General features: G+C 60.7%; 13 protein-coding genes and 6 pseudogenes. 8 read left to right on the forward strand and 11 right to left on the reverse strand.

Translation table 11 applies throughout. The features are described from left to right. Positions 1 to 152: 152 nt before the first annotated feature. The 3 genes and pseudogenes from ABQJ48_RS33245 to ABQJ48_RS33255 all read right to left on the reverse strand — a co-directional run bounded on the left by ABQJ48_RS33245 (position 153) and on the right by ABQJ48_RS33255 (position 3200). Positions 153 to 815, reverse strand: coding sequence for a phosphatase PAP2 family protein (locus ABQJ48_RS33245; RefSeq protein WP_367842170.1), 663 nt, complete (start codon positions 813 to 815; stop codon positions 153 to 155). Between the two features lie 480 nt (positions 816 to 1295). After that, a pseudogene (locus ABQJ48_RS33250) lies at positions 1296 to 1919 on the reverse strand (lyase family protein); the annotation flags it as partial. Positions 1920 to 2237: 318 nt separating this feature from the next. Then, positions 2238 to 3200, reverse strand: coding sequence for a sterol desaturase family protein (locus tag ABQJ48_RS33255; protein WP_367842171.1), 963 nt, complete (start codon positions 3198 to 3200; stop codon positions 2238 to 2240). Between the two features lie 293 nt (positions 3201 to 3493). Between ABQJ48_RS33255 and ABQJ48_RS33260 the strand changes: the two genes are divergently transcribed. Continuing rightward, entirely contained in the window at positions 3494 to 5572 is a 2079-nt protein-coding gene (locus ABQJ48_RS33260) for an acyltransferase family protein (RefSeq protein ID WP_367842172.1), read from the forward strand. A 352-nt stretch (positions 5573 to 5924) separates the two neighbouring features. Here ABQJ48_RS33260 and ABQJ48_RS37940 read toward each other — a convergent pair. The 5 genes and pseudogenes from ABQJ48_RS37940 to ABQJ48_RS33280 form a co-directional block, all read right to left on the reverse strand. Continuing rightward, a pseudogene (locus tag ABQJ48_RS37940) lies at positions 5925 to 6161 on the reverse strand (altronate dehydratase); the annotation flags it as partial. Next, complete coding sequence (locus tag ABQJ48_RS33265) at positions 6119 to 6547, reverse strand: SAF domain-containing protein (RefSeq protein WP_473094226.1); 429 nt, start codon at positions 6545 to 6547, stop codon at positions 6119 to 6121. The gene ABQJ48_RS33265 and the pseudogene ABQJ48_RS37940, both read right to left, overlap by 43 nt. Beyond that, the gene (locus ABQJ48_RS33270; RefSeq protein ID WP_367842173.1) at positions 6544 to 7620 is read right to left on the reverse strand and encodes a mannitol dehydrogenase family protein; all 1077 of its coding nucleotides are present in this window, start codon (positions 7618 to 7620) and stop codon (positions 6544 to 6546) included. The genes ABQJ48_RS33265 and ABQJ48_RS33270 overlap by 4 nt, the downstream gene beginning before the upstream one ends. Next, positions 7617 to 8228, reverse strand: coding sequence for an alcohol dehydrogenase catalytic domain-containing protein (locus ABQJ48_RS33275; RefSeq protein WP_367842174.1), 612 nt, complete (start codon positions 8226 to 8228; stop codon positions 7617 to 7619). The genes ABQJ48_RS33270 and ABQJ48_RS33275 overlap by 4 nt, the downstream gene beginning before the upstream one ends. Before the next feature lie 16 nt (positions 8229 to 8244). Beyond that, positions 8245 to 8472, reverse strand: a complete 228-nt coding sequence (locus tag ABQJ48_RS33280) for a hypothetical protein (RefSeq protein WP_367842175.1) — start codon at positions 8470 to 8472, stop codon at positions 8245 to 8247. Positions 8473 to 8719: 247 nt separating this feature from the next. Between ABQJ48_RS33280 and ABQJ48_RS33285 the strand changes: the two are divergent. Together ABQJ48_RS33285 and ABQJ48_RS33290 are read left to right on the forward strand one after the other, a co-directional pair. After that, a pseudogene (locus tag ABQJ48_RS33285) lies at positions 8720 to 10900 on the forward strand (type VI secretion system Vgr family protein); the annotation flags it as partial. Positions 10901 to 12272: 1372 nt separating this feature from the next. Beyond that, on the forward strand, positions 12273 to 13682 hold the full coding sequence (locus ABQJ48_RS33290) for a hypothetical protein (RefSeq protein ID WP_367842176.1): 1410 nt from the start codon (positions 12273 to 12275) through the stop codon (positions 13680 to 13682). Between the two features lie 453 nt (positions 13683 to 14135). On the opposite strand, the pseudogene ABQJ48_RS33295 reads toward ABQJ48_RS33290, so the two are convergent. From ABQJ48_RS33295 to ABQJ48_RS33305, 3 pseudogenes are all read right to left on the reverse strand, one after another. Then, positions 14136 to 14642 (reverse strand): annotated as a pseudogene (locus ABQJ48_RS33295) (NAD(P)/FAD-dependent oxidoreductase); the annotation flags it as partial. Further along, positions 14640 to 14861, reverse strand: a pseudogene (locus ABQJ48_RS33300) (cupin domain-containing protein); the annotation flags it as partial. The pseudogenes ABQJ48_RS33295 and ABQJ48_RS33300, both read right to left, overlap by 3 nt. Beyond that, a pseudogene (locus ABQJ48_RS33305) lies at positions 14858 to 15667 on the reverse strand (aldehyde dehydrogenase family protein); the annotation flags it as partial. The pseudogenes ABQJ48_RS33300 and ABQJ48_RS33305, both read right to left, overlap by 4 nt. 227 nt (positions 15668 to 15894) lie before the next feature. Here ABQJ48_RS33305 and ABQJ48_RS33310 point away from each other — a divergent pair. The 5 genes from ABQJ48_RS33310 (at position 15895) to ABQJ48_RS33330 (ending at position 21131) form a co-directional block, all read left to right on the forward strand. Further along, on the forward strand, positions 15895 to 16776 hold the full coding sequence (locus ABQJ48_RS33310) for a GNAT family N-acetyltransferase (protein WP_367842177.1): 882 nt from the start codon (positions 15895 to 15897) through the stop codon (positions 16774 to 16776). A gap of 4 nt (positions 16777 to 16780) precedes the next feature. Next, positions 16781 to 17707, forward strand: coding sequence for a 2-hydroxyacid dehydrogenase (locus ABQJ48_RS33315; RefSeq protein WP_367842178.1), 927 nt, complete (start codon positions 16781 to 16783; stop codon positions 17705 to 17707). Positions 17708 to 17857: 150 nt separating this feature from the next. Then, entirely contained in the window at positions 17858 to 19267 is a 1410-nt protein-coding gene (locus ABQJ48_RS33320; RefSeq protein ID WP_367842179.1) for an aspartate aminotransferase family protein, read from the forward strand. A 43-nt stretch (positions 19268 to 19310) separates the two neighbouring features. After that, the gene (locus ABQJ48_RS33325; protein ID WP_367842180.1) at positions 19311 to 19808 is read left to right on the forward strand and encodes an Lrp/AsnC family transcriptional regulator; all 498 of its coding nucleotides are present in this window, start codon (positions 19311 to 19313) and stop codon (positions 19806 to 19808) included. Between the two features lie 240 nt (positions 19809 to 20048). Continuing rightward, positions 20049 to 21131, forward strand: a complete 1083-nt coding sequence (locus ABQJ48_RS33330) for a tartrate dehydrogenase (RefSeq protein WP_367842182.1) — start codon at positions 20049 to 20051, stop codon at positions 21129 to 21131. Positions 21132 to 21150 lie beyond the last annotated feature (19 nt).

The following is a 21150-nucleotide window of genomic DNA, read 5'->3' on the forward strand; positions in this document are numbered from 1 at the left end:
TCGGAAGTGTGTGCGGCGATCAGCGTTTGTCCGAGATACGTCCGGATGATCGCGGGTCGACTGTGCGCCCACATCGGCAGCGCAAGCCACGACCGACTACTGCCGGTCGCTTACCTGCAAGCGGCTCGCGCGGCGGTGCAATGCTCGTTTAATCAGAACCGCTTTGAAAATCCTACGACCAATCCGTGCGGCAAGATCTGAACGAACATAGGCGTATTCCATCTGGTGCTCACGTAGCCGACCGCCGTACCCAGCGCCCAGCCGGCCAGTACGTCGGTCTGCCAGTGCGCCTGGCTCTTCACGCGTGCCACGGCGTCGTAGGCAGGAAGAATCTCCAGGGCCCAGATCCAGGGATCGCGGCGCGCATAGTTGACGATGAACGGCGTGACGAAGCTCGCCTGCAGGGCAACTTCACCGCTCGGAAAGCTTTGGCAGCAGCGACCCTGGAACCACGCGTCTGGCCCAAGTCCGCTACTGGGACGGGCGCGGCCAAACGCGTATTTCATGCCTTGTGCTGCGACCGCTGAGATGGCCGACGCATCCAGCGTCTGCCAGAAAGTGTGGCCGAGTTCATTGTCGTTACCCAGCCACAAGGCGCCCCCAATCTCGGTGGCAATGACGCTGTACTCAAGCGCGAGTTGAACATTGCGCGACCAGATGCCGCTCTCGTCTAATGCCACTACATGGTCGATTCCGAGCGGCCCGCCGCCCGCCTGCACGCCGGCAGCAGACGCCGCTAATGCGCAGGCGGCCAGCCAATGTCTGACGCTAAAACGCGGTGAACGGGTCGGGAATGAAATAGCAAGCGACCGCATGATCCCTCCGAGTGCCTATAACGAGTTCCGCCATCAGCGCCCAGATCGACAAACGGCCATGCGCGACGCCTGGGGCCTTGAAGTCCGGTACCGACGAATGGCGAATGGAAAAACGACCCGGAGGACAGCCAGCAGCGAATGTGCCCGATGGAATGCCAAGCAGTGCTACGAATTGAACCTTAAGAAAACCTTAAGTGAAGACGCGTCGATTCGCCTTCATGGCGCGCAATGGGCCGCCGGTTTCGGGTGTCGCCCGTCCGGAGCCGGACCGGACAACTCGCCTGGCGGATGACTTCTAAATCGGCGTTGAAAAAAAGCTGCTATTCAGCGCAAAAAATCAAGGCGGCCGCGCACCAGCGGCCGTCTGTTTTTAGCCTCCTCAGACCCGGTTAAGGATGCTTCTGAACGGCGCCACGGTTCCAAACGCGCTATACGTTGCAATCTCATCGCGCAGTCCGGTCTCCTGCGCTACTGCGACCCGATGAGGTTCGGCGAGGTGGTCAGCGCAATACCCATTATCTTGCTCAGATGACGGCATGCGAGTGGCGCATAGGCGGGATGCGAGTTGATGCCGGTCCCAATCGCTGTGGCGCCCAGGTTGATTTCGCAGATCAGCTTCGATGCCTCCTTGAGGCGCTCCTCGTCTTCGCTGGGCATGACGGCAAACGTGCTGAACTCCTGTCCCAACGTCATCGGCACGGCGTCCTGCAGTTGCGTTCGCCCCATCTTCGGGTCGTCCTTGAATTCCGCCGCTTTCCGTTCGAACGATGCGTGCAAGACGGCCATCGCATCGACCTGTTGCATGATTCCCGCGTACGTCGCGATCTTTAGCGCAGTCGGACAGACGTCGTTGGTGCTTTGCCCGAGGTTCACGTCCTCATTCGGGTGGAGGATGTGATACTCGCCGCGCTCGTGCCCGAGGTGCTCAAGCGCAAGATTGGCGATGACCTCGTTTGCATTCATGTTCGTGAAAGTGCCCGCGCCGCCCTGCATGACGTCGACGACAAAGTGTTCTCTTGCGACGCCCGAGCGGACCTGCTTGCAGGCTTGTACGATCGCCGACATCTGGAGTTCGCTGAGAAGCCCAAGGTCGTAGTTGGCTAGTACGGTGCCCAATTACGCCGCCGTACGCATGCGTGGCAAAACTCGCTGAATCAGCAGGATTTGTGTATGGAGGGATGCTAAGGAACACAAAAATGATGTCGATGCTAGTACTGCATGCGGTCATGCCTTTTTCGCATAACCGTGAAAACCCTACCGGCAAGGTTGAAAGACGGCGCCCGACAGGTCCCGGCAGCGTCTCGAGAAACTCGCATATCGAGGGAGTTTCTCGAGGACGTCTTCCGCTGCTTCCCTAATAGCCGCCGGCTTGCGTCAGCGTCGCAAGAAAGCTCGGCGCCGAACTGGCCACCACCGACCCATTCAGGTCCGCTCGGTCGACGGTTGGCCTGAGCGTGCCGCAGTCCAGGGCTGGTCTGCCGCCTTATTGGCGTGATGCGCGGCCTGGCTTTTGCGCCGCAGTTCTTCCGTACTTTCTCCGGCGCCGTCGGGCAGCCAGCCGGGCGGCCGGATCACGTGATTGATCGCGATCCACGGGCTCTTCGCCTTCACCACATCTCGCACCAGGGTGGCCCAGTGCTCGAACTCGACGACGAACGGATTACGCGACGTGGTCGGCGTAACGAGACCATAGCGGCAAGGTTCGTCAGCGCGTTCCTCTATGTAGGTGCCGAACAGCCGGTCAAAAACAATCAGCACGCCGCCGAAATTCGCATCCAGGTAATCGACATTCGACGCGTGATGCACCCGGTGCGAGGACGGCGTATTGAACACATATTCGAGCCAGCCCAGCTTCGGGATCCACGTGGTATGCAGCCAGAACTGATACATGAGGTTGATAGAGAGCGTCAGCAAAACGAGTTCGGGACGCACCCCGAGCCAGACGAGCGGCGCAAAGAAAATCGCCGAGCCCGACAGCTTGCCCGTGACGCCAAGGCGGTACGCGGTAGAAAGCGTCAACTGATTCGGCGAATGGTGCACGGCATGGGTGGCCCAGAAGAAGCGAATGCGGTGCGACGCGCGGTGATACCAGTAGTAGCAGAATTCCTGGCCGATGAAGAGCGCCAGCACCATCAGCGCACTATTGAGTTCGACCGTGAAGAGGCGATGCTCCCAGACCAACGCAAACACAGGCGCGGCGAGCGAGAGCGGCAAAAGCGCGAGCAGCTTGCGCCCGGCCACATCGGCGAGCGAGAGCCATACTTCATGCCACGCAAATGGCGTGGCTGTACTGCGATTTTTCCGGCTGAGCCAGAGCGCTTCGACTAGTGATACGGCGATGATGAAAGCCGTGACGTAAAGCGCGAATATTCCAGATTGTTCCATGACGATGCCGTGGCGGTAGTGGCAGGGAGGTATCGTCTGCGGTGAAGTGGCGTATCCGTGCATCGCATCCGATACGGACAGATTACCGATGGGCGCCGCAACAGGCTACGCCGAAGTTATTTCAGCGCATGTCATGGGGCGCCTCTCGACACGAAAAGCGAGGCTTGCGCGATCTGATCAGCAAGATGGCCGAGCGGGGACCGAATGCCCCGCGTTTTCCAGAACATCCGAAGTTTGAGACAATGCCGCGAAGGAGCGGCGACGCTCGTGTCAAAGGAATCGAGATTATCCGCATGCAAACCCGCACCCAACACGCCTATTTCCCCCACGTCGACGGCCTGCGCGCAGTCGCTGTACTGGCGGTGGTGTTTTACCACCTGCATTCAGCGTGGGCGCCAGGCGGATTTGCCGGCGTCGACATCTTCTTCGTGATCTCCGGCTTTATCGTCAGTGCGTCCGTCAGCACGCTTGATCGGTCGCCCATCTGGAAGTTTCTGCCTTTCTTTTACGCGCGCCGTATCCAGCGAATCGCGCCCGCGCTGATGGTATGCCTGCTCGCCACAAACCTGGCTGCGGCGCTTCTGATCCCAATGTCGTGGCTAAGCGGCGCGAATCAGCAAACCGGCATCTACGCGTTCTTTGGCTTGAGCAACCTCATCCTTGCCCGAACCAACAACGACTATTTCTCGCCCGTGGCCGAGTTCAATCCATACATGCACACGTGGTCGCTCAGTGTCGAAGAGCAGTTTTACTTCGCGTTCCCGTTCATGTTCTTTGCGTGGACCTTCGCCGGCAAGTGGCGGCGCTTCACCGTCGTACTGTTTGGCGCCGTACTGCTCGCCTCGCTCGGCTACTCGGCGTGGATGGGCAACACAGACAAGACCACAGCTTTTTACATGATCACGAGCCGGTTCTGGCAACTTGCCGCAGGCGTCCTGCTGTTTCAGGCAATGAACCTGACGGGGCGCCGGTTCGACGTCGCCGATCAGCCGTCGCCGCGTTGGCACACCTGGGGCGCGATGGCATCCATCGGGCTCATTGCGTTCTCGTTTGCGCAATCCAGGCCGGACCGCTTTCCGTTCCCGGGTGCGCTGCCCGCGGTTGCCGGGGCCATGGGTCTGCTGTTCTTCCTGCACGGCAAGAGCCGCACCAATCCGATCATGCGGGTACTCGCGGCGCGCCCGGTCCTATTCATCGGGCGCATTTCGTACTCGCTGTATCTGTGGCACTGGCCAGTCTTCGTCATCTTCCGATGGACCATCGGGCTAGACCGCGGCTCATATCGAATGGGCGCGCTCGCGATTGCGTTCGTGCTTGCTGTACTGTCGTATTACTTCGTGGAAAAACCGTTCCGCAACCTGAAATCCGTCAGGATGGTGCCTCGAACCGCAGTCGTGACCACTGGCTTCGCATTGATAGGCATGTGTGCGTGGTTTGCAACGCAGATCAACGCGGCGCAGCCGAAAATTTCCTTGAGCACCGTCGTACAACATGCCTCCGACTGGTATCCGGATGGTGGTGTTGATATCGATCCGTCTCATTCCGGCTGCTCGATCAGAACGGGGAACGCACCGGTGGGGACAAGCAACGCGATTACCTTCAGCCGGCAGAACTGTGGGCCGGCGACCGGCACGCCGCGCATCTACGCGATCGGTGATTCCCACTCCACCGCGTATGTCGGCATGTACAAGGAGTACGTGATGAGGACCGGGGCGAGCGTGACAGTGTATGTCAACGGCGGGTGTCCGTTCATGAGCCTGCAGCCCTGGCGCGAGACGTCGGAGCCGTGTCGTACCAATTCGTCGGCAGCAGTCACCGACATGCTCGCCAGGATCGAACCCGGCGATGTCGTGTTCTTGCCGTCGCTGCGCATGCCGCGCTTCGTCGATCAGTATTACGTCTTTCCGGAGAACGAGGCGCTGGATCTGATTTTTGGCGACGCGGCAATCAAGGCGCGCGCTCAGGCAGTCATCGACGGTGAGAAAGTATTAAAGCGCTTGAGCGGCCAAGGTGCAGTCATCGTGATCGAAGCACCCAAGCCGATTTTCAAGGCGCCCATGTACCGCTGCGCCGAGCCGTATAACCGGTCGCTGCCTATCTGTCGCTCCGGCACGGCGATGAGTCGCCCAGAGTTGGCGAGCCTGCGCAAGCCGATCGTCGATTCATTGCAACAGCTTGCGGCCGCCGTGCCCAACACACGCGTGTGGGACCCGTTTCCAATTTTATGTCCGCCGGCCACGCAATGCAGCGGATACTCGTCTGGCCATCCACTTTTCTTCGACAGCGACCATATCAGCGGATATGGAGCCCGCCTCGTCTATCCGGCATTCGAAGCGTTCGTGAGGAATGCTGCGGCTACTGCCACGCAATGACAATTTGAAGGCCTTCGGACGGCAGTCGCGCCGGTAGCGTTCGAGCCATCTGGAGGGCCAGCATCGCGTTGAAAGCGGTCAACGCATTGGCAGCGAGCCCGGCTGCTCTTCTTGCCGATCGCCGTGTCGAACCCGGCGGTGCCGAGCGCAGGTTGTTTGCCACAACCCGACGGCTATTTGGAAATCAAGGCCGAGCCCCGTCTCCCGTGGATCAGGATGCGCCGCTGTAAATCGACCATCGGCATTTCCCCTGGAGATTCACATTGACGCCTCGAACGCCGCGCCCGGTCGTCGAGTACTTTGCGCGCGGTTCGCATCACATGACGGCGCCTCGCAGCCATGGCACGAACTCACGCTCGCCTATCCCATTCTGCTCGCTGCAGGCCGCGCGCGCCGTCGGCAGATGTTCGGCACCGCAGATCTCCGGCGTTTCAGAGAGGATCGCGCTGCCGCCATTGCGCACGAGCAGATCGACGGCGGCGCCGAGCGCAGGGTTCGCCGTGATCCCCGAATAACCATCCGAGCCGCCGCACTGCAGTCCGACGGTCAAGCGCGCTGCCGGGACTTCGAACAGTTCACGCTGGCAATCGCGCCGATATAGTTTCGCGTGCCGACCCGGCCGTTCGAACGGACAAAACCGCGAAACGTCTGCGAACGAGCGGCTTCTGTGACCCGCCTTTGCGTATCGCCGTGCAAATGTTCGTCGCGGTGATGCTCCGACATGCCGACGTTGTGCACATGCACGTGCTCCCCCACCGTGATGTCTTGCAAAGCCACGCCGATAGTCTGCCGGTATTTGGTGACGGGCGTGCCGCGAGCGATATTCCGGATTGCGATCTTGTGCCCCGCGGGCACATCCGTCAGGACACGCAGGATACGGCCGTGCAATTCGATTTGCGCATCGCTCGAGCGCGCCTGAAGCGCCACGGCCACGTTGTCCTCATCGTGAAGAATCACGACACTCTGGTCTTTCATGATGACTGAGCCCCCTGTGCAGCCGGTGCAATACCGTGCCTCGCGAGCATGCTGTGCAGACGCGGCTGGCTAATCGGCTGAGGTAGCGACAGCGAATTCGCCAGATCGATCAGCGGCGAGGTGCGCCGCTCCACTTTAGCGACGTGGTTCTGCGCAATATCCGCGATCCGGTGATCCAGCCAGGGATTGAGAAACCGTTCGCGAGCGCTGTCGATATAGCGCACCGCCTGGCTGCGACAGTCCATTGCGGTGAACACGGGCAAAACCTCTTCGTGCCAGACAGTCTCGATTCCATCCCGCAGTCGCGCGTCGTTCATCATATCGATGACCGTTTCGTTAGGACGACGATGTTCTTGTAACCACTGGTCGGCAAGCCAGGTATGGCCCAGATTGAGGAAGAACAGTTTCAACTGCTCATAGCGGCGCAAATCGTCCGTCAGCACGATTGCCTCGTGCGTGCAGGGCATGTCCATTCCCGCCTGGCGCTCGATCGCCCATAGCGCATACGGCTCCGCGATCGCACCGACCGGATGGAGCGGCGCGGACACGATGCGGTCCACCAAAAAATTCACCCACATGCAGCGCCGGCTGAGATATTCGACGAACGGCGCCGGTGCCGCCCAGTGTCGGGCAAGACCGACTACGACGTCACGCAGCGTAACGCCGTTATTCGCAACGAGTTCACACGGAAAAATCGACAACCCCGCATCGGGCCGCTCGGGCCATCTTGCGTGAAGCAGCGCCAGCAGTTTCGCAGGATAGCTGCGCGGTACACGCTCTGCGTCAATGAGTAACTTCGCCGAATCGCGTTCGTCGAGCCGATATCCTGTGTCGCCGTTGCGGCTTGCGAGCAGCGTCGTCTCCCGCTTGTGAAATTCCGGATCCGAAAACGTGACCTGTCCGGGCACGATCGAAATCAGCGTGTATTTGCCACCGTGTGCAACAAAGCCGAAGCCGCGGTTCATTGCGTCGATGTTGCCGGTCGCGTCGAAGACCGCATCGAAGAACTCGCCGTCTGTCACCGACGCGAGGTTCGAGACATCGTCAGCGCCGACCGCCACGGCGGCGTTCACGCCCAGATGAGTTTCGCAAAACGTAGGCGGTCCGCGCGCGTATCGAGACATGTGACGATGGCGCCGCGCAGCTTCGCGAAGATCAACGCAGCCATGCCGATCGGGCCCGCGCCGACCACCAGTACGCGCTGACCGGCGAGCACATCCGCGCGCCGCACGGCATGCGCCCCGATTGCGAGGAATTCGAGCATCGCGGCCTGGTCGAGCGTCACGCCTTCGGCCTTATGCACGAATTGCGCGGGTACGCTCAGATATTCGCTTAGCGCGCCGTCGCAATGCACGCCGAGCACCTTGATATTGACGCAACAGTTGGTTTTGCCCTGGCGACACGCGACGCATTGACCGCACGACAGATAGGGCATGACGTACACGCTGTCGCCGGCAGTCAGGCCCGAATCGCTTTCGGCATCCGCGACGATCGCGGACAGTTCGTGTCCCATCACGCGCGGATACTCCAGATAGGGCTGATTGCCCGTGATAATGTGCAGGTCGGTGCCGCAAATCCCGACGCGGCTCACGCGCAATAGCACTTCGCCTGCGGCGCGCACCGGCACCTCGCGTTGTTGGGCGCGCAGAACGCCGGGGGATTCACAAATCACGCTAAGCATGGTGATGTCCTTTTGATCAGGTTAGTCTTGTACGGCTGGCTGCGGCGCCGATACGATAAAAACGGCAGGCGTCGCCGCCGAATATGTCGTCGAGCGCCGTGCCCTCCCTGTGATTGGGGTCGAGGTCCGGCTGCAGGTCTTCAGGCCCGAAATCGCGGTAAATCGGCGCGCGTTCCGCAGGCGACCAGTCGCCCGTACGCAAGCCGATCTGCCCATAGTGCCGGTGAGCGTCGATGCGCCGCATCACGCGGACTGATACCGGGGCATCGCCCACAAATATGCGTCTGGAATGCGCTGGCGTCCAATTCTGTCAAGGTTTGTTAATCCTCACCTATCGCATATTAAATTGGTTGACCTAACTGACGGTGAATGTTCAGGTAACGGGTTTGGCAGCTAACGCTGCGTCGCTGGTCTTTTTCAGGGAGCAGGGAGTGGCAGAGTTCGAACCATTACACCAGCGTGTCACGGGACGACAGACGTATTTTCTCGAGGTGCCCGGCACGTCAACTGCGGCGGCGCTGTCCGTCGTGTCGTTCAAGGCGACCGAAAAAATGGGCGCACCGACTGAAGTGTGTATCGAGTTGACCCACCCGCAGCAGCTTGCGCGCACCGATTACCTCAACGTGGACGCCTGCTTTTCGATGGTGGCCGACGATGGCGCCGTGAAGAAGTTTTCCGGGTACATCGAACGCTTCTCGACGGTGCAGACCACGAAGGACTATGTCAGGTACGAGATCACCCTGAAATCGCATTTCGGACGGCTCCAGACCGTCACGAACACGGCCGTCTATCAGCGCCTCACGATACCGCAGATCATCCAGAAGATTCTGCGCCGGCACGGCATCCAGGATCACCAGGTATCGTTCCGGCTGCGCGGCCAGTATCCGGTTCTTCTGTGGCGCTTCCAGCACCAGATGACGGACTTTGATTACGTCCACATGCTGCTGGAGAAGGCCGGAATCTACTCCTTTGTCGTTGAGACGGAGTACGGCGACCAGATCGTTTTCGCCGACGACGTCGATCACTACCTCTACGACGATCCGCAACGGATCGTGCCGTACCGCGAAGCGGCCGGTCTCGAAGCGGGCGGCGTCGAGGCGGTGACGGCGATCAAAACCCATACCCAGACGGTGCCGCAGTCGTTCACGGTCGCGGACTACAACCCTGAGTCAGCATGGGAGAGATACCGGGATTCCGCCAACGTGGCGCCTGGCGATGCCACGACCTACGGTCAGCCCTACATTTACGGCACGCATCACCTGGACCAGGCGGGGGCGCGATGGGAGGCGCAGCTTCGGCATGAGGCGGTCATCGCACGACAGGTCATCTACGGGGGCGAGAGCAACGTGCTGGCGTTGCAGTGCGGGTATGTGCTGGAGACGGATATTGTCCTGCCCGATGCGCCGAAAGGCATGGTCATCATCGAGGTCACGCACAGCGGCGCGCGTGACCGGCCCTATTCGAACAGCTTCAAGGCGATTCCTGCCGACCGGCGTTTCCGGCTCCAGCTCGAACCGGAAAACTGGGCTCGCATTGCCGGCACGCTCTCGGCCCGCATTTGCAGCCCGGACAAATACCCCTATGGCTACCTGAATGCCGCCGGCTATTACACCGTCCGTCTGGATGCGGATTTCGGCAACTGGCCCAATGGTGGCGAAAGCGTGCCGCTGCGTCTGGCAAAACCGTTTGCGGGCAAGCTGCAGACCGGCATGCACTTCGTGGCGCTGGATAATGACGAAGCCGTGATTTCCTTCCGGGACGGCGACCCGGACAAGCCGGAGATTGTCGCGTTCCATCACCATAGCCAGGCGCGCGACCTGGTGACAAATGATCGCCGCTGGCTCTCGCGCAACGTAATCCGCACGCAGAAGAACAACAAGCTGCGCTTCGAGGACTGGGCAGGCCAGGAAGGTGCCAAGCTCAGCACGGATCATTCGGGAAAGTCGCAACTGAATCTCGGCTACCTGGTGAACCAGAAGCTGGAATACAGGGGCGAAGGCTCGGAGCTTCGCACGTCGGGTTATGGCGTGAACCGCGCGGGCAAGGGCATGATGGTTACGGCCTACGACCGTCCAGGCGCGACCGGCCAGCAACTGGACATGCAGGAAACCATCGCGCAGCTTGAAAGCGCGCTGGCGACCGCGAAGGCGCTCGCCGCATCCGCCAGCAGCGCGAAGGCGGAGCCTGCCGACACCGACGCGCAGCAGCAGATCAGGGACGATCTGGATGGCCTGAAGAAGCCGGGCTTGCTGATGAGCACCCCGGCGTCAGCCGCTGTTGTCGCGGGCGGCGGCATACAGTTCGCAGCGCAGGGCGATATGTCGGCAGTCGCCGGGAAGAACGCAGACTGGAGCGTGCTGAAGCGCTTCACTGTGGCGGCGGGTGAAGTCATTTCGTTGTTCGCGCAGAAATTGGGCATCAAGGTTATTGCGGCCAAAGGTCCGGTCGAATTTCAGGCCCAGGGCGGCGCCATGTCGTTTATCGCCGACAAGGACGTGGATGTTGCCAGCGTCAATGGCAAGGTCAACCTCGCGGCGGCAAAGGAAATCATTCTCGAATGCAACGGTGCGTTTATCCACATGAAGGACGGCAGCATTACGCTTGGCGGCCCCGGCGATCTGTTCATCAAGACGATTACGATCCAGAAGAAGGGCAAGGCACAGATGGAACTGACTGCTCCGTCGTTTACGCCTAAGCTGGTGCCGTTCACATTCGCGTGCGACGCGTGGCGCCGTCCAACTAGTTCTCCCGCAACGGCATCATCTCCGCTGGCGCCCCAAGCCTCCGATTGGAATCAACTAGGCAATCCTGCAACGACTGGCGCCGAGCCCACTGCACCCATCGCGAGGAGTTCAACTGCGACGAGCTCAACCGCGACGACGCCCGGCGCCGAATCGGCTACGCCAGCGAACTCGCCTGACTTGCCAACGGCGGATCATGATTCGGCCCATGCGCCGAAACGGCCGCTCCTGGATGATCCAAGTACGCCTACAAAGCTGGCAACGCCGGTCGCCTGCGAGTGGCACACTCCGGCGATTATCAAGGAATGCACGGATACGACAGAAACCGGATCGTATTATGGGTGCGATGAAAAAAAGCAGCCGTGGCCGCTGCCGGGCCCGCTTGGAGATCGAGCGTTGAGCGGTTTCGGGTTCGATACGGGATTCCAACTTTCATACGACGACCTGAGCAAAACAGTCTATGCGACAGTACGGATTAAGATTGTCCCCGTCGATCTTTTCCAGTGCGACCCAGCCGGCAAGCCGTTACCCGGCCCTGATGGGAAACCGCAATCCATACCCTATGATCACGATGTGCACTGGCAAGTAGCGGGTAACGGCGTCGACAACCCGTTGAATGGCGTCGTCCTGAAGTACCGCGATGGAACTGGATCAGACTTCGATGTTGCGACAAGGAAATCGCACATCGAATCCGTACTGAACGGACACAAGAGCAAACTGATCCTGAATGGCTGCTCAAAAAATGCCGCTTGTGGATGCCGTGTGTCTGTTGTGTTCAGGGTGGAATTGCTTTTGAGCATCAAGAACGCACCAGTCGGGGACGGGAAGAAAATTCACAAGCCGATCAACCTGTTTCCGCGAACTCATCGTGCCGATGGTGGCTCGTGGGGAGAAGTGAACATGTACCGCGCGAAACAACGGGACGAAAGTTTATGGCAAGACATGCCCTATGAAACCAACGTGATTGCACATGAATGCGGTCACCTGTTTAACTATCCTGACGAATACTGGCAGAGTGGCGGTTGGGTGCACAAGCAGTACATCAACAATCAGCAGCTCGATTTTGCCTTGGGAGCTAGCAATAAAGACAAAGAAACATGGCAGATTTTTTCAGAAGATAACCTTATGGGCTATGGCGCCAACAACCGCGTTCACACAGGCGACAAGGCCGTCCCGAGTGCAACCGTACATCCGTACTATCTGGAATACGTCAGGCGACATTTCTGCGACCTAACAGGTGAGCACCCGCAATATTTGGATAATGACAGATCCAAGCCTGTGTGGCGGAAATGGAGGATCGGCTATGAAGCATAATCATGTAGCGGGCGATATTTGTTTTGTGGCGATCAGATTGTGTTTATTCATTTGTCTTTTATGCGGGGGATTCGCCATGTCGGGAAACGCGCTTGCGGGTGGCAGTGAAATCAATGAAGATGCGTTTGCCGTTACCAGTACGATAGATCACCAATATGGAATTAACAGCGTCGGCGTATATCCTTCTACGGGAAAAATCCGCCTTGGGCTATCAGACACGTTCGGAATGGATTTTGTTGGCGCCGGCATCCTGGATTCCCAACTTTCACCGGATGACCTGAAGCTGGCGAAGGACATTCATCATCAGCTATGCCAAGCCGCGGTGGAAAAGCCGCCGACTGAGCTTCAGGTCGATCCGATGATGAATTTTAGTTTGCGCTGCGTTACAGATGGGAAAACAGAGGCATACCAGGGTCGCTTAGGTGAATTGCCTAAAAAACTAGCCTTTCTCCTGGATGATTTTCGCAAAAATTCGTTAAAGAGATATGCGAACAGTGGTCGTGTAATAGTCAAGTATGATGCAGCTGTTTCTGACGTTCAACGGCAGAAAGACAAATTTCTTGTGTCCATTAAATTTACCAATAGTGGGCGGTACCCGATCCGAATGGCAACGCCGGACCAATGGAACAAGCGTGGCGGCGAACGGCTTGATATCAGCGGGTTCCATACAGGCGGGAATGCACAGTGGCGCACCGATCTAGCAGGGCTTCCCGTCCTAAACAAGGGTGACTATCCCGTTGAAATCATCGCATTACCCATGGATAAATCCATTACGATGGTCACCATACCCGAGGGTGGTACCGTGACGTATAAGTTCCTCGCCACTCCGGCAGGCAAAGTGCCGGCAGGAACCTACGAATTTGGTGCGCTCGTTGCGACGGACATCTACGCAGACGGCGTTTTTCCCGGTATGGGGCGGGTTAATTTCGTTTCCGATCGGACCAAACCAGCGCGCGTCACTTTTGACACTGACTATCCTTCAACACCCGATGAATGGAAGAACTACGAAGCGCACCAGCGGGAGAAGATGTCATCGCAGCCAGTTAGTCCCGGAGCAGCGGTTACCAAACCCGGTTACTACCGCAAAGTATCGGCCAGCGGCGAACGCGGCCAATTTGTCGTGGGCTTGATGAAAGGCGAGCAAACTCCGACGCTTGACCGTCCATTTGACCATTGGGCATGGGACGCCGACCTGGCGCTACCGGCAAGATGCAAGTCCAGTGAACCCTGCCCCAGAGAAGGGCGTTGGGTAGCCCGAACCATGACGATGGGTTCAGCAGACGCAGACGTAACGCATCCCGAATTCGAACGCCGTATGCGTGCAGGTGAGATAGCTCCGGATCTCAGCACTTTGGGCGGTATGGTGCCGTACCACTACTGGCAGTGGCTTGGCGTATGAGCGCTGCAGAGTCCTTTTGCAGAAGCCTGTTCGTCGTGTACAACCGGGAGCACGTAAAGGCGGCAGATGATATCGAAGTCGGTCTTGCAGATCTGGACCCGGTGCCGCGTTCCGCTGATCTTTGATGATGCTCTATTGCCCCGGCTACCGCCTGCGCCGCAGGAACTGCCAATCAACCTGTTATCTGGCGCCTCAACCCCTTCAAAGCGAGAGGCAAAGTCTAAAACGGATGCGAATCGACACGCGCCTTAGGCATTTGCTCGCTGATTTGCTCCTTGATCGCCTGGAGCGTGACCGGTCCATTTGAATCACGGCAATGGTAACCATAGTTCGATTCGACTCGTGATAAGTGAAGTCATTGGACACGTCGTGAGATGACGCTGCCGCGCTGCCATGACCAGCGTGACAACACCGCGCAACGGGGTGGATCACGCCGCGGCTACCTCCCGGCACCTAAAAATCAGCGACCTTGCCCCATGCCGAATCGTCGAATCGACCGGGCCGATACGGTAGGGGATCGACGATCGGTTCGGCACCGGTCGCAAGGTCCGCGATCAGCTGTCCCGCGCCGGGGCCGATGCCAAAACCGTGTCCGGAAAAGCCGGCTGCCAGGATCAATCCCGGCATGCCCGGCACTTCGCCAATACCGGGAACACCGTCCGGCGTGCTGTCGACGAAGCCGGCCCACGCGTGCGTAATCTTTGCCTCGCGAAGGTCGGGCAGCAGTTCGACGGCGCGGCGATGGGTTTCTTTCACCGCCGCGGGATCGGGCTTCGGATCGAGAATGCGCACGCGCTCCATCGGAGTCGGCGCATCGAGCCGCCACCGCTTCAGCGTTTCGTGGCCGCCGCGAATACCTTCCAGGCCTCCCGGAAGAAGGTTGCGCCAGCGCTTGGCGAACATGGGCACGAAGTGCGGGGCGAACCGCACGAACTGTGGCGTCACGTCTACGCGCGCGCGAACGATCCGGTGGTAGGGCGTCGAATCCCACGTGCCCGCGAGGTACGCCGCGCTGTCGTCGGTAAAGACGTTATCGCTCCGGCATTGCGGGACCGGGCCGAGCAGCACCTCTGCCGGTAGCGAAGCGGACGGCTTGAAGTTGGCGTCGGCGCGCAGGGGGACGAGGCCGCGCTTCGTCGGTTTGTCGCAAGCGGCCGCGCAAAACACGAAACGCACGCGAACACGAGTTGCGGGCTTTTGCCGCCCAGCTCGAGCGTTACCGGCTTGGTGCCGCTTTCGGCGCACGCGGCCATGATTGCCGCGCCCGTGCGGGTGGAGCCGGTGAACGTCACCTTGCCGATGCGCGGATGCCGCACGAGCGCGTCGCCCGTGGTGCGGCCGTCGCCCTGCACGACGTTGAAGATGCCCGCCGGCACGCCCGCTGCCACCGCGAGCTCGGCCAGGCGCAGTGCCGAAAACGGCGTCATCTCCGAAGGCTTGAGCACGACCGCGTTGCCCGCCGCCAGCGCGGGCGCGATCTTCCACGACGCCATTACCAGCGGAAAATTCCATGGCGCAATCGCGGCGATCACGCCATACGGCTCGGCGATCGTCATGCCTAGATGGTGGTGATCGGTCGCCGCCACGTCCCCGCCGATCTTGTCCGCGAACTCGGCGTAAAAGCGGATGCCCTCGGCCGTGAACGGCACGTCCCAAGCGAACGCATCACGGACCGGGCGGGTCGAGCCGAGCGCTTCGAGCGGGGCGAGCGTTTCAGCGTCGGCGGCAACCAGGTCCGCGAAGCGGCGCAGGATGCCGGTGCGCTCGCGCGGCGCCATGCTGGCCCAGCCGCTCGTCTTGAACGCGGCCCACGCGTTCTCTACGGCACGCTCGATCATCGCGGCATCGGCGAGCGGCACCGTGGCATAGACGACGCCATCGGACGGCCGCGCCACGTCGATCCGCTGAGTACCTTCTTCGATATAGCGCCCGCCGATGAAGTGTCCCCCGCGCACCACGACCTTGCCCGGATCGAAACTGTCCATTTGAGTCTCCCGTTCCCTTGATTCATGCTGTGAATGTCGAAGAAAAATCATATGCCCCGCGGGTCCGCATATGTCGCTGACAAAAAGCGCGATTCAGCAGATCGCACGGGTTTTGAATGTCGCAACAGCACGTTTTGCATCGAATTTGCGCGAGCTCAGTCAAGGTCGTAGACAACGCCGCAACGTGATGCGAGAGTGGCGGCGTGATTTTTTGCAAGGAGGCCGGCATGTCCGACCCAACAGAAACCCGCACGGAGAAGCTCGCGTTCTCATATCGGCCCTTTACCGACAACGACCTCGCCGCGGCTCATGCGCTATCGAGCCAGATCAACTGGCCGCATCGCGTGGATGATTGGCGCTTCGTCGCGCGGGCCGGCGAGGGGTTCGTCGCCGAGGACGCAAGCGGTGTCGTCGGCACAGCGCTGTGCTGGAAATACGGAGTCGACCACGCTTCGCTCGGCATGGTGATCGTGTCGCCTGAACGCCAGGGGTACGGCATCGGGCGCAAGCTGATGGAACTGCTGCTGGAAGCACTGGGCGACAGAACCACGCTGCTTCACGCCACCGTCGCCGGCAAGCCGCTGTATGAAAAACTTGGCTTTGCGCAGATCGGTACGATCAATCAGCACCAGGGCGCCGCGTTTCAGCCACCGCTGGTTTCGCTGCCGCCGGGCGAACGTCTGCGCCCGCTCGGGGCGAACGACACCCCGCAGCTGATCGAGCTGGCCTCGCGTGCGAGCGGCGTCGATCGCAGTGCGCTGCTGCCGTCGCTGCTGGAACTGTCCGACGGCATCGCGCTCGATCGCGACGGCGAGCTGCTCGGTTTCGCGCTGTTCCGGCGCTTCGGACGCGGCTACGTGATCGGACCGGTGGTCGCGCCCGACTCCGAGGATTCGAGCCGCGCAAAAGCCCTCGTCAGCCATTGGCTTGCGCGCAATGAGGGAGTATTCGTGCGCATCGATACGCCGGGCGAAAGCCCATTTTCCGAATGGCTCGATGGGCTCTGCCTCATGCGCGTCGATACGGTGGCGAAGATGGCGCGCAACGGCTCCCTGCGCGCCGACGACGACGTGAGGCAATTCGCGATCATCAATCAGGCGCTCTGCTAACGCTATGACGTTTCTCTACAAGGCCGATCCGGCGCGCGGCGAACAATGGGCGCGACTCTTTGCGCACAAAGCGCCGGACATCGAGTTTCGGCTGTGGCCTGACATCGGCGACCCGGCTTCGATTCGCTACCTTGCTGCCTGGCAGCCACCCGAAGACCTGGCGCGCACCTTGCCCAATCTGGAAGTGGTGTTTTCCGTCGGCGCAGGCATCGATCAGTTCGATCTGTCGCGGGTGCCGCAACATTTGCCAGTCGTGCGCATGATCGAGCCGGGCATCGTCGAGGGGATGGTTGAATATGTGACCCAGGCGGTGCTCACGATCCACCGCGATCTGTTCGATTACGCGCAGTACCAGGCGGCACGCGAGTGGCGCGAGATGCCGGTGCGCGCGGCCGCCTCGCGGCGCATCGGCGTGCTTGGGCTGGGCGTGCTCGGCACCGCCGTGCTCGAACGCTTGCGACTCTTCGGCTTTCCATGCGCGGGCTGGAGCCGCAAACCGCGCACGCTCGATGGCATCGATTGCTATGCGGGAAGCGAAGCGCTCACCGCGTTCCTCGCCCGTACGGATGTGCTCGTCTGCCTGCTGCCGCTCACCGAGGCGACGCGCGGACTCCTGAACGCAAAGCTCTTCGCTGCGTTGCCGCGAGGCGCGTCGCTCGTGAATGTCGGGCGCGGAGCGCATCTGAACCAGGACGATCTGCTCGCCGCGCTTGCGAGCGGCCAGCTTAACAACGCAATTCTCGACGTCACCGATCCCGAGCCGTTGCCTGCCACGCATGCGCTGTGGGGGCATCCGCGCGTGCGCATCACGCCGCACATCGCGAGCGCGACGCGGCCCGACACCGCGGTCGACGTGGTCCCCGACAACCTCCGCCGCCATTGCGCCGGCGAGCCGCTTCTGGGTGCAATCGACCGCAGCCGCGGCTATTAGATGCGCGTGGACGCTCGCAGCAGAATATGCTGCGAGCGCATCATAAAACGCGGCATCCGCGCTTTTACAGCGATGTTTTGACGGCACGTCCACATGCGCTCACTCGGTATGATGGATTCCTTCACAGCCCGCCTTGATACGGAACCCACCATGCCGATTCAATCACTCATCGACGCTGACCGCAGGCATCTGATCCACCCGGTAGTCAGTTATCGCGCGCACGAAGCGCGTGGCGTAACCATCCTCGATTCTGCGCATGGCGTCTTTCTGCGTGATATTCAGGGCAACGAACTGCTCGATGCGTTCTCAGGCCTGTGGTGCGTGAACGTCGGTTACGGGCAGGAAAGCATTGTGAAAGCCGCCAACGAGCAGATGGCGCGGCTGCCCTATGCCACCGGATACTTCCACTTCGGCTCCAGGCCTGCAATTGAGTTGGCCGCGCAGCTCGTCGAATTGTCGCCGGCTTCGTTGCAGCACGTGTATTTCACGCTCGGCGGCTCCGACGCCGTCGATTCCGCGCTGCGCTTCATCACGCATTACTTCAATGCGACAGGCCGTGCCTCGAAGAAGCACATCATCGCGCTCGAACGCGGCTATCACGGCTCGTCGTCGATCGGTGCGGGGTTGACTGCGCTGCCGGTGTTCCATCGGAACTTCGACATGCCGCTGCCGAATCAGCATCACATCGCGTCGCCCTATGCGTACCGCAATACGTTCAAGGATGACGCCGCGCTGATCGCCGCGTCGGTCGCCGCACTGGAAGCGAAGGTTGCAGCACTCGGCGCCGGGAACGTCGCGGCGTTCTTCTGCGAGCCGATCCAGGGCTCCGGCGGGGTAATCGTGCCGCCCGTCGGCTGGCTCAAGGCAATGCGCGAAACGTGCCGCAAGCTCGACATTCTGTTCGTTGCCGACGAGGTCATCACCGGGTTTGGGCGAACCGGCCCGTTGTTCGCGTGCCAGGCCGAAGACGTCGAGCCCGACCTGATGACAGTCGCCAAAGGGCTCACCGCCGGCTATGCGCCGATGGGCGCCGTGCTCATGTCCGATGCCGTGTATCAGGGCATCGCGGATGGCGGCGATGCGTCGGCGGCGATCGGCCACGGCCACACTTATTCGGCACATCCGGTGAGCGCCGCGATCGGCCTGGAAGTGATACGGCTCTATCACGAAGGCGGCCTGCTCGCGAACGGTGTCGCACAGGCGCCGCGCTTCGCACAGGGGCTCGACGCGCTGCTCGCGCATCCGCTCGTCGGCGATTCGCGTCACCGGGGGCTGCTCGGCGCCCTCGAACTGGTGTCGGACAAGGGGACGAAGCAGGGCTTCGATCCGTCGCTTGGCCTGCCGGACCGGATCGCTGCTGCCGCCTATCAGAACCGCCTGGTGTTCCGCGCGTTCGGCGACAACGTGCTTGGCTTTGCACCTGCGCTTTGCTACTCGGAAAGCGATTTCGAGCTGATGTTCGAGCGGCTCGAGAGAACGCTCGACGACGTGCTCGCGCAACCCGACGTGCGTGCCGCTTTGCGAGCCCGTCCCGAGGCCGCGACCCGCGCGGTTGCGTGATAAGATCGGCAACAACTTCAAATGCGGCATAGAGACCATCACCATGAGCACTGGCTGCAAGCTCGATCGCCTCGATCTACGGATACTTTCGCAATTGCAAAAGAGCGGCCGTATCACGAACGTCGAGCTTGCCGACGCGGTGGGCCTATCGCCGAGTCCGTGCCTGATTCGGGTGAAGCGGCTGGAGCAAGCGGGTTATATCGTTGGATATGGCGCGCGGATCCAGCTGGAAAAACTCGGCGACGTGCAGGTGGTGTTCACCGAAGTGACATTGACGGACCATCATCGCGAGGACTTCATCGAGTTTGTGGCGGCAATCCGCAATGTCGACGAAATTGTCGGATGCCATCTGGTGAGCGGCGGATACGATTACCTGCTCAAGTTCGTGACGCGCAGCGTCAGTCATTATCAGAACATTATCGAACAACTGCTCGAACGCAATATTGGCATCGAGAAGTACTTCAGCTACGTGGTCATTAAGTCGCCGTTCGTGAAGACGCACTACCCGCTCGAAACGCTCTTTTCGCACAGCGATCGGTAAGGCGTAAAGTTCCGGCCACTGGCGCTGCCCTTGCGATAACCCCCGTCAATCCTCACAGACCATGCGAGCCGCGCGGCCATACCATGCGTTAGTCTTACGGAAACGGAGCGCAAATCGCCGCGCCTCGGCAGCCCATTCGCGACGAGCCATGACTTTGCGCCGATCCATAGTGATGCTAATCAAAAGCATGAACCGGACTTTGTTGAAATTGATCTCTAACGACTTGAAGCGGAGACTCGCATGAATCGCAAACCATACCGTATTGCAGTGATTCCCGGCGACGGCATCGGCAAGGAAGTCATGCCCGAAGCGCTGCGCGCGCTCGACGCCGTCAGCCAGCGTTTCGGCATCGGCCTCGAATACACGCATATCGAATGGGCGAGCTGCGACTACTACGCACAGCACGGCCAGATGATGCCGGACGACTGGAAGGCGCAACTCGCGAACGCCGACGCGATCCTGTTCGGCGCCGTCGGCTGGCCGGACACCGTGCCCGATCACGTCTCGCTGTGGGGCTCGCTGCTGAAGTTTCGCCGCGAGTTCGACCAGTACATCAATCTGCGTCCCGCGCGTCTGTTCGACGGCGTGCCGTCGCCGCTCGCCAATCGCAAGCCGGGCGACATCGACTTCATGATCGTGCGCGAGAACACGGAGGGCGAGTATTCGTCGGTGGGCGGGACGATGTTCGAAGGCACCGAGCGTGAAGTCGTCATGCAGCAGTCGATCTTCACACGCAAGGGCTCCGAGCGCGTGCTGAAGTTCGCGTTCGAGCTCGCACAGCGCCGTGAGAAAAAGATTACGGTGGCGACGAAGAGCAACGGCATTTCGATCAGCATGCCATGGTGGGACGCGCGTGCCGCAGAAGTCGCCGCGCTTTATCCCGACGTGGCATGGGACAAGCAGCACATCGACATCCTGTGCGCGCGCTTCGTGCTGCAGCCGGACCGCTTCGATGTCGTCGTGGCAACGAATCTCTTTGGCGACATCCTGTCGGACCTGGGCCCCGCTTGCACCGGCACGATCGGCATCGCGCCGTCGGGCAATCTGAACCCGGACCGCACGTTCCCATCCCTGTTCGAGCCCGTGCACGGATCGGCGCCGGACATCGCCGGCAAAAACATCGCCAACCCGGTCGCGATGATCTGGTCGGCGGCCATGATGCTCGACTTCCTCGGCAATGGCCAGGGCGCGGAGCGCGAGGCCCACGATGCCATGCTCGCTGCGATCGAAGCCGTGCTGAAGGAAGGGCCGCATACGGGCGACCTGGGCGGGCGCGCAAACACGACGGAAGTAGGCAAGGCAGTTGCCGCACGGCTTGCCTGACATTGCAAAGGAGCTTCTG

Origin of the sequence: Paraburkholderia suaedae (genome assembly GCF_040812055.1) — a bacterium.
In the GTDB taxonomy this organism is placed as follows: Bacteria; Pseudomonadota; Gammaproteobacteria; order Burkholderiales; family Burkholderiaceae; genus Paraburkholderia.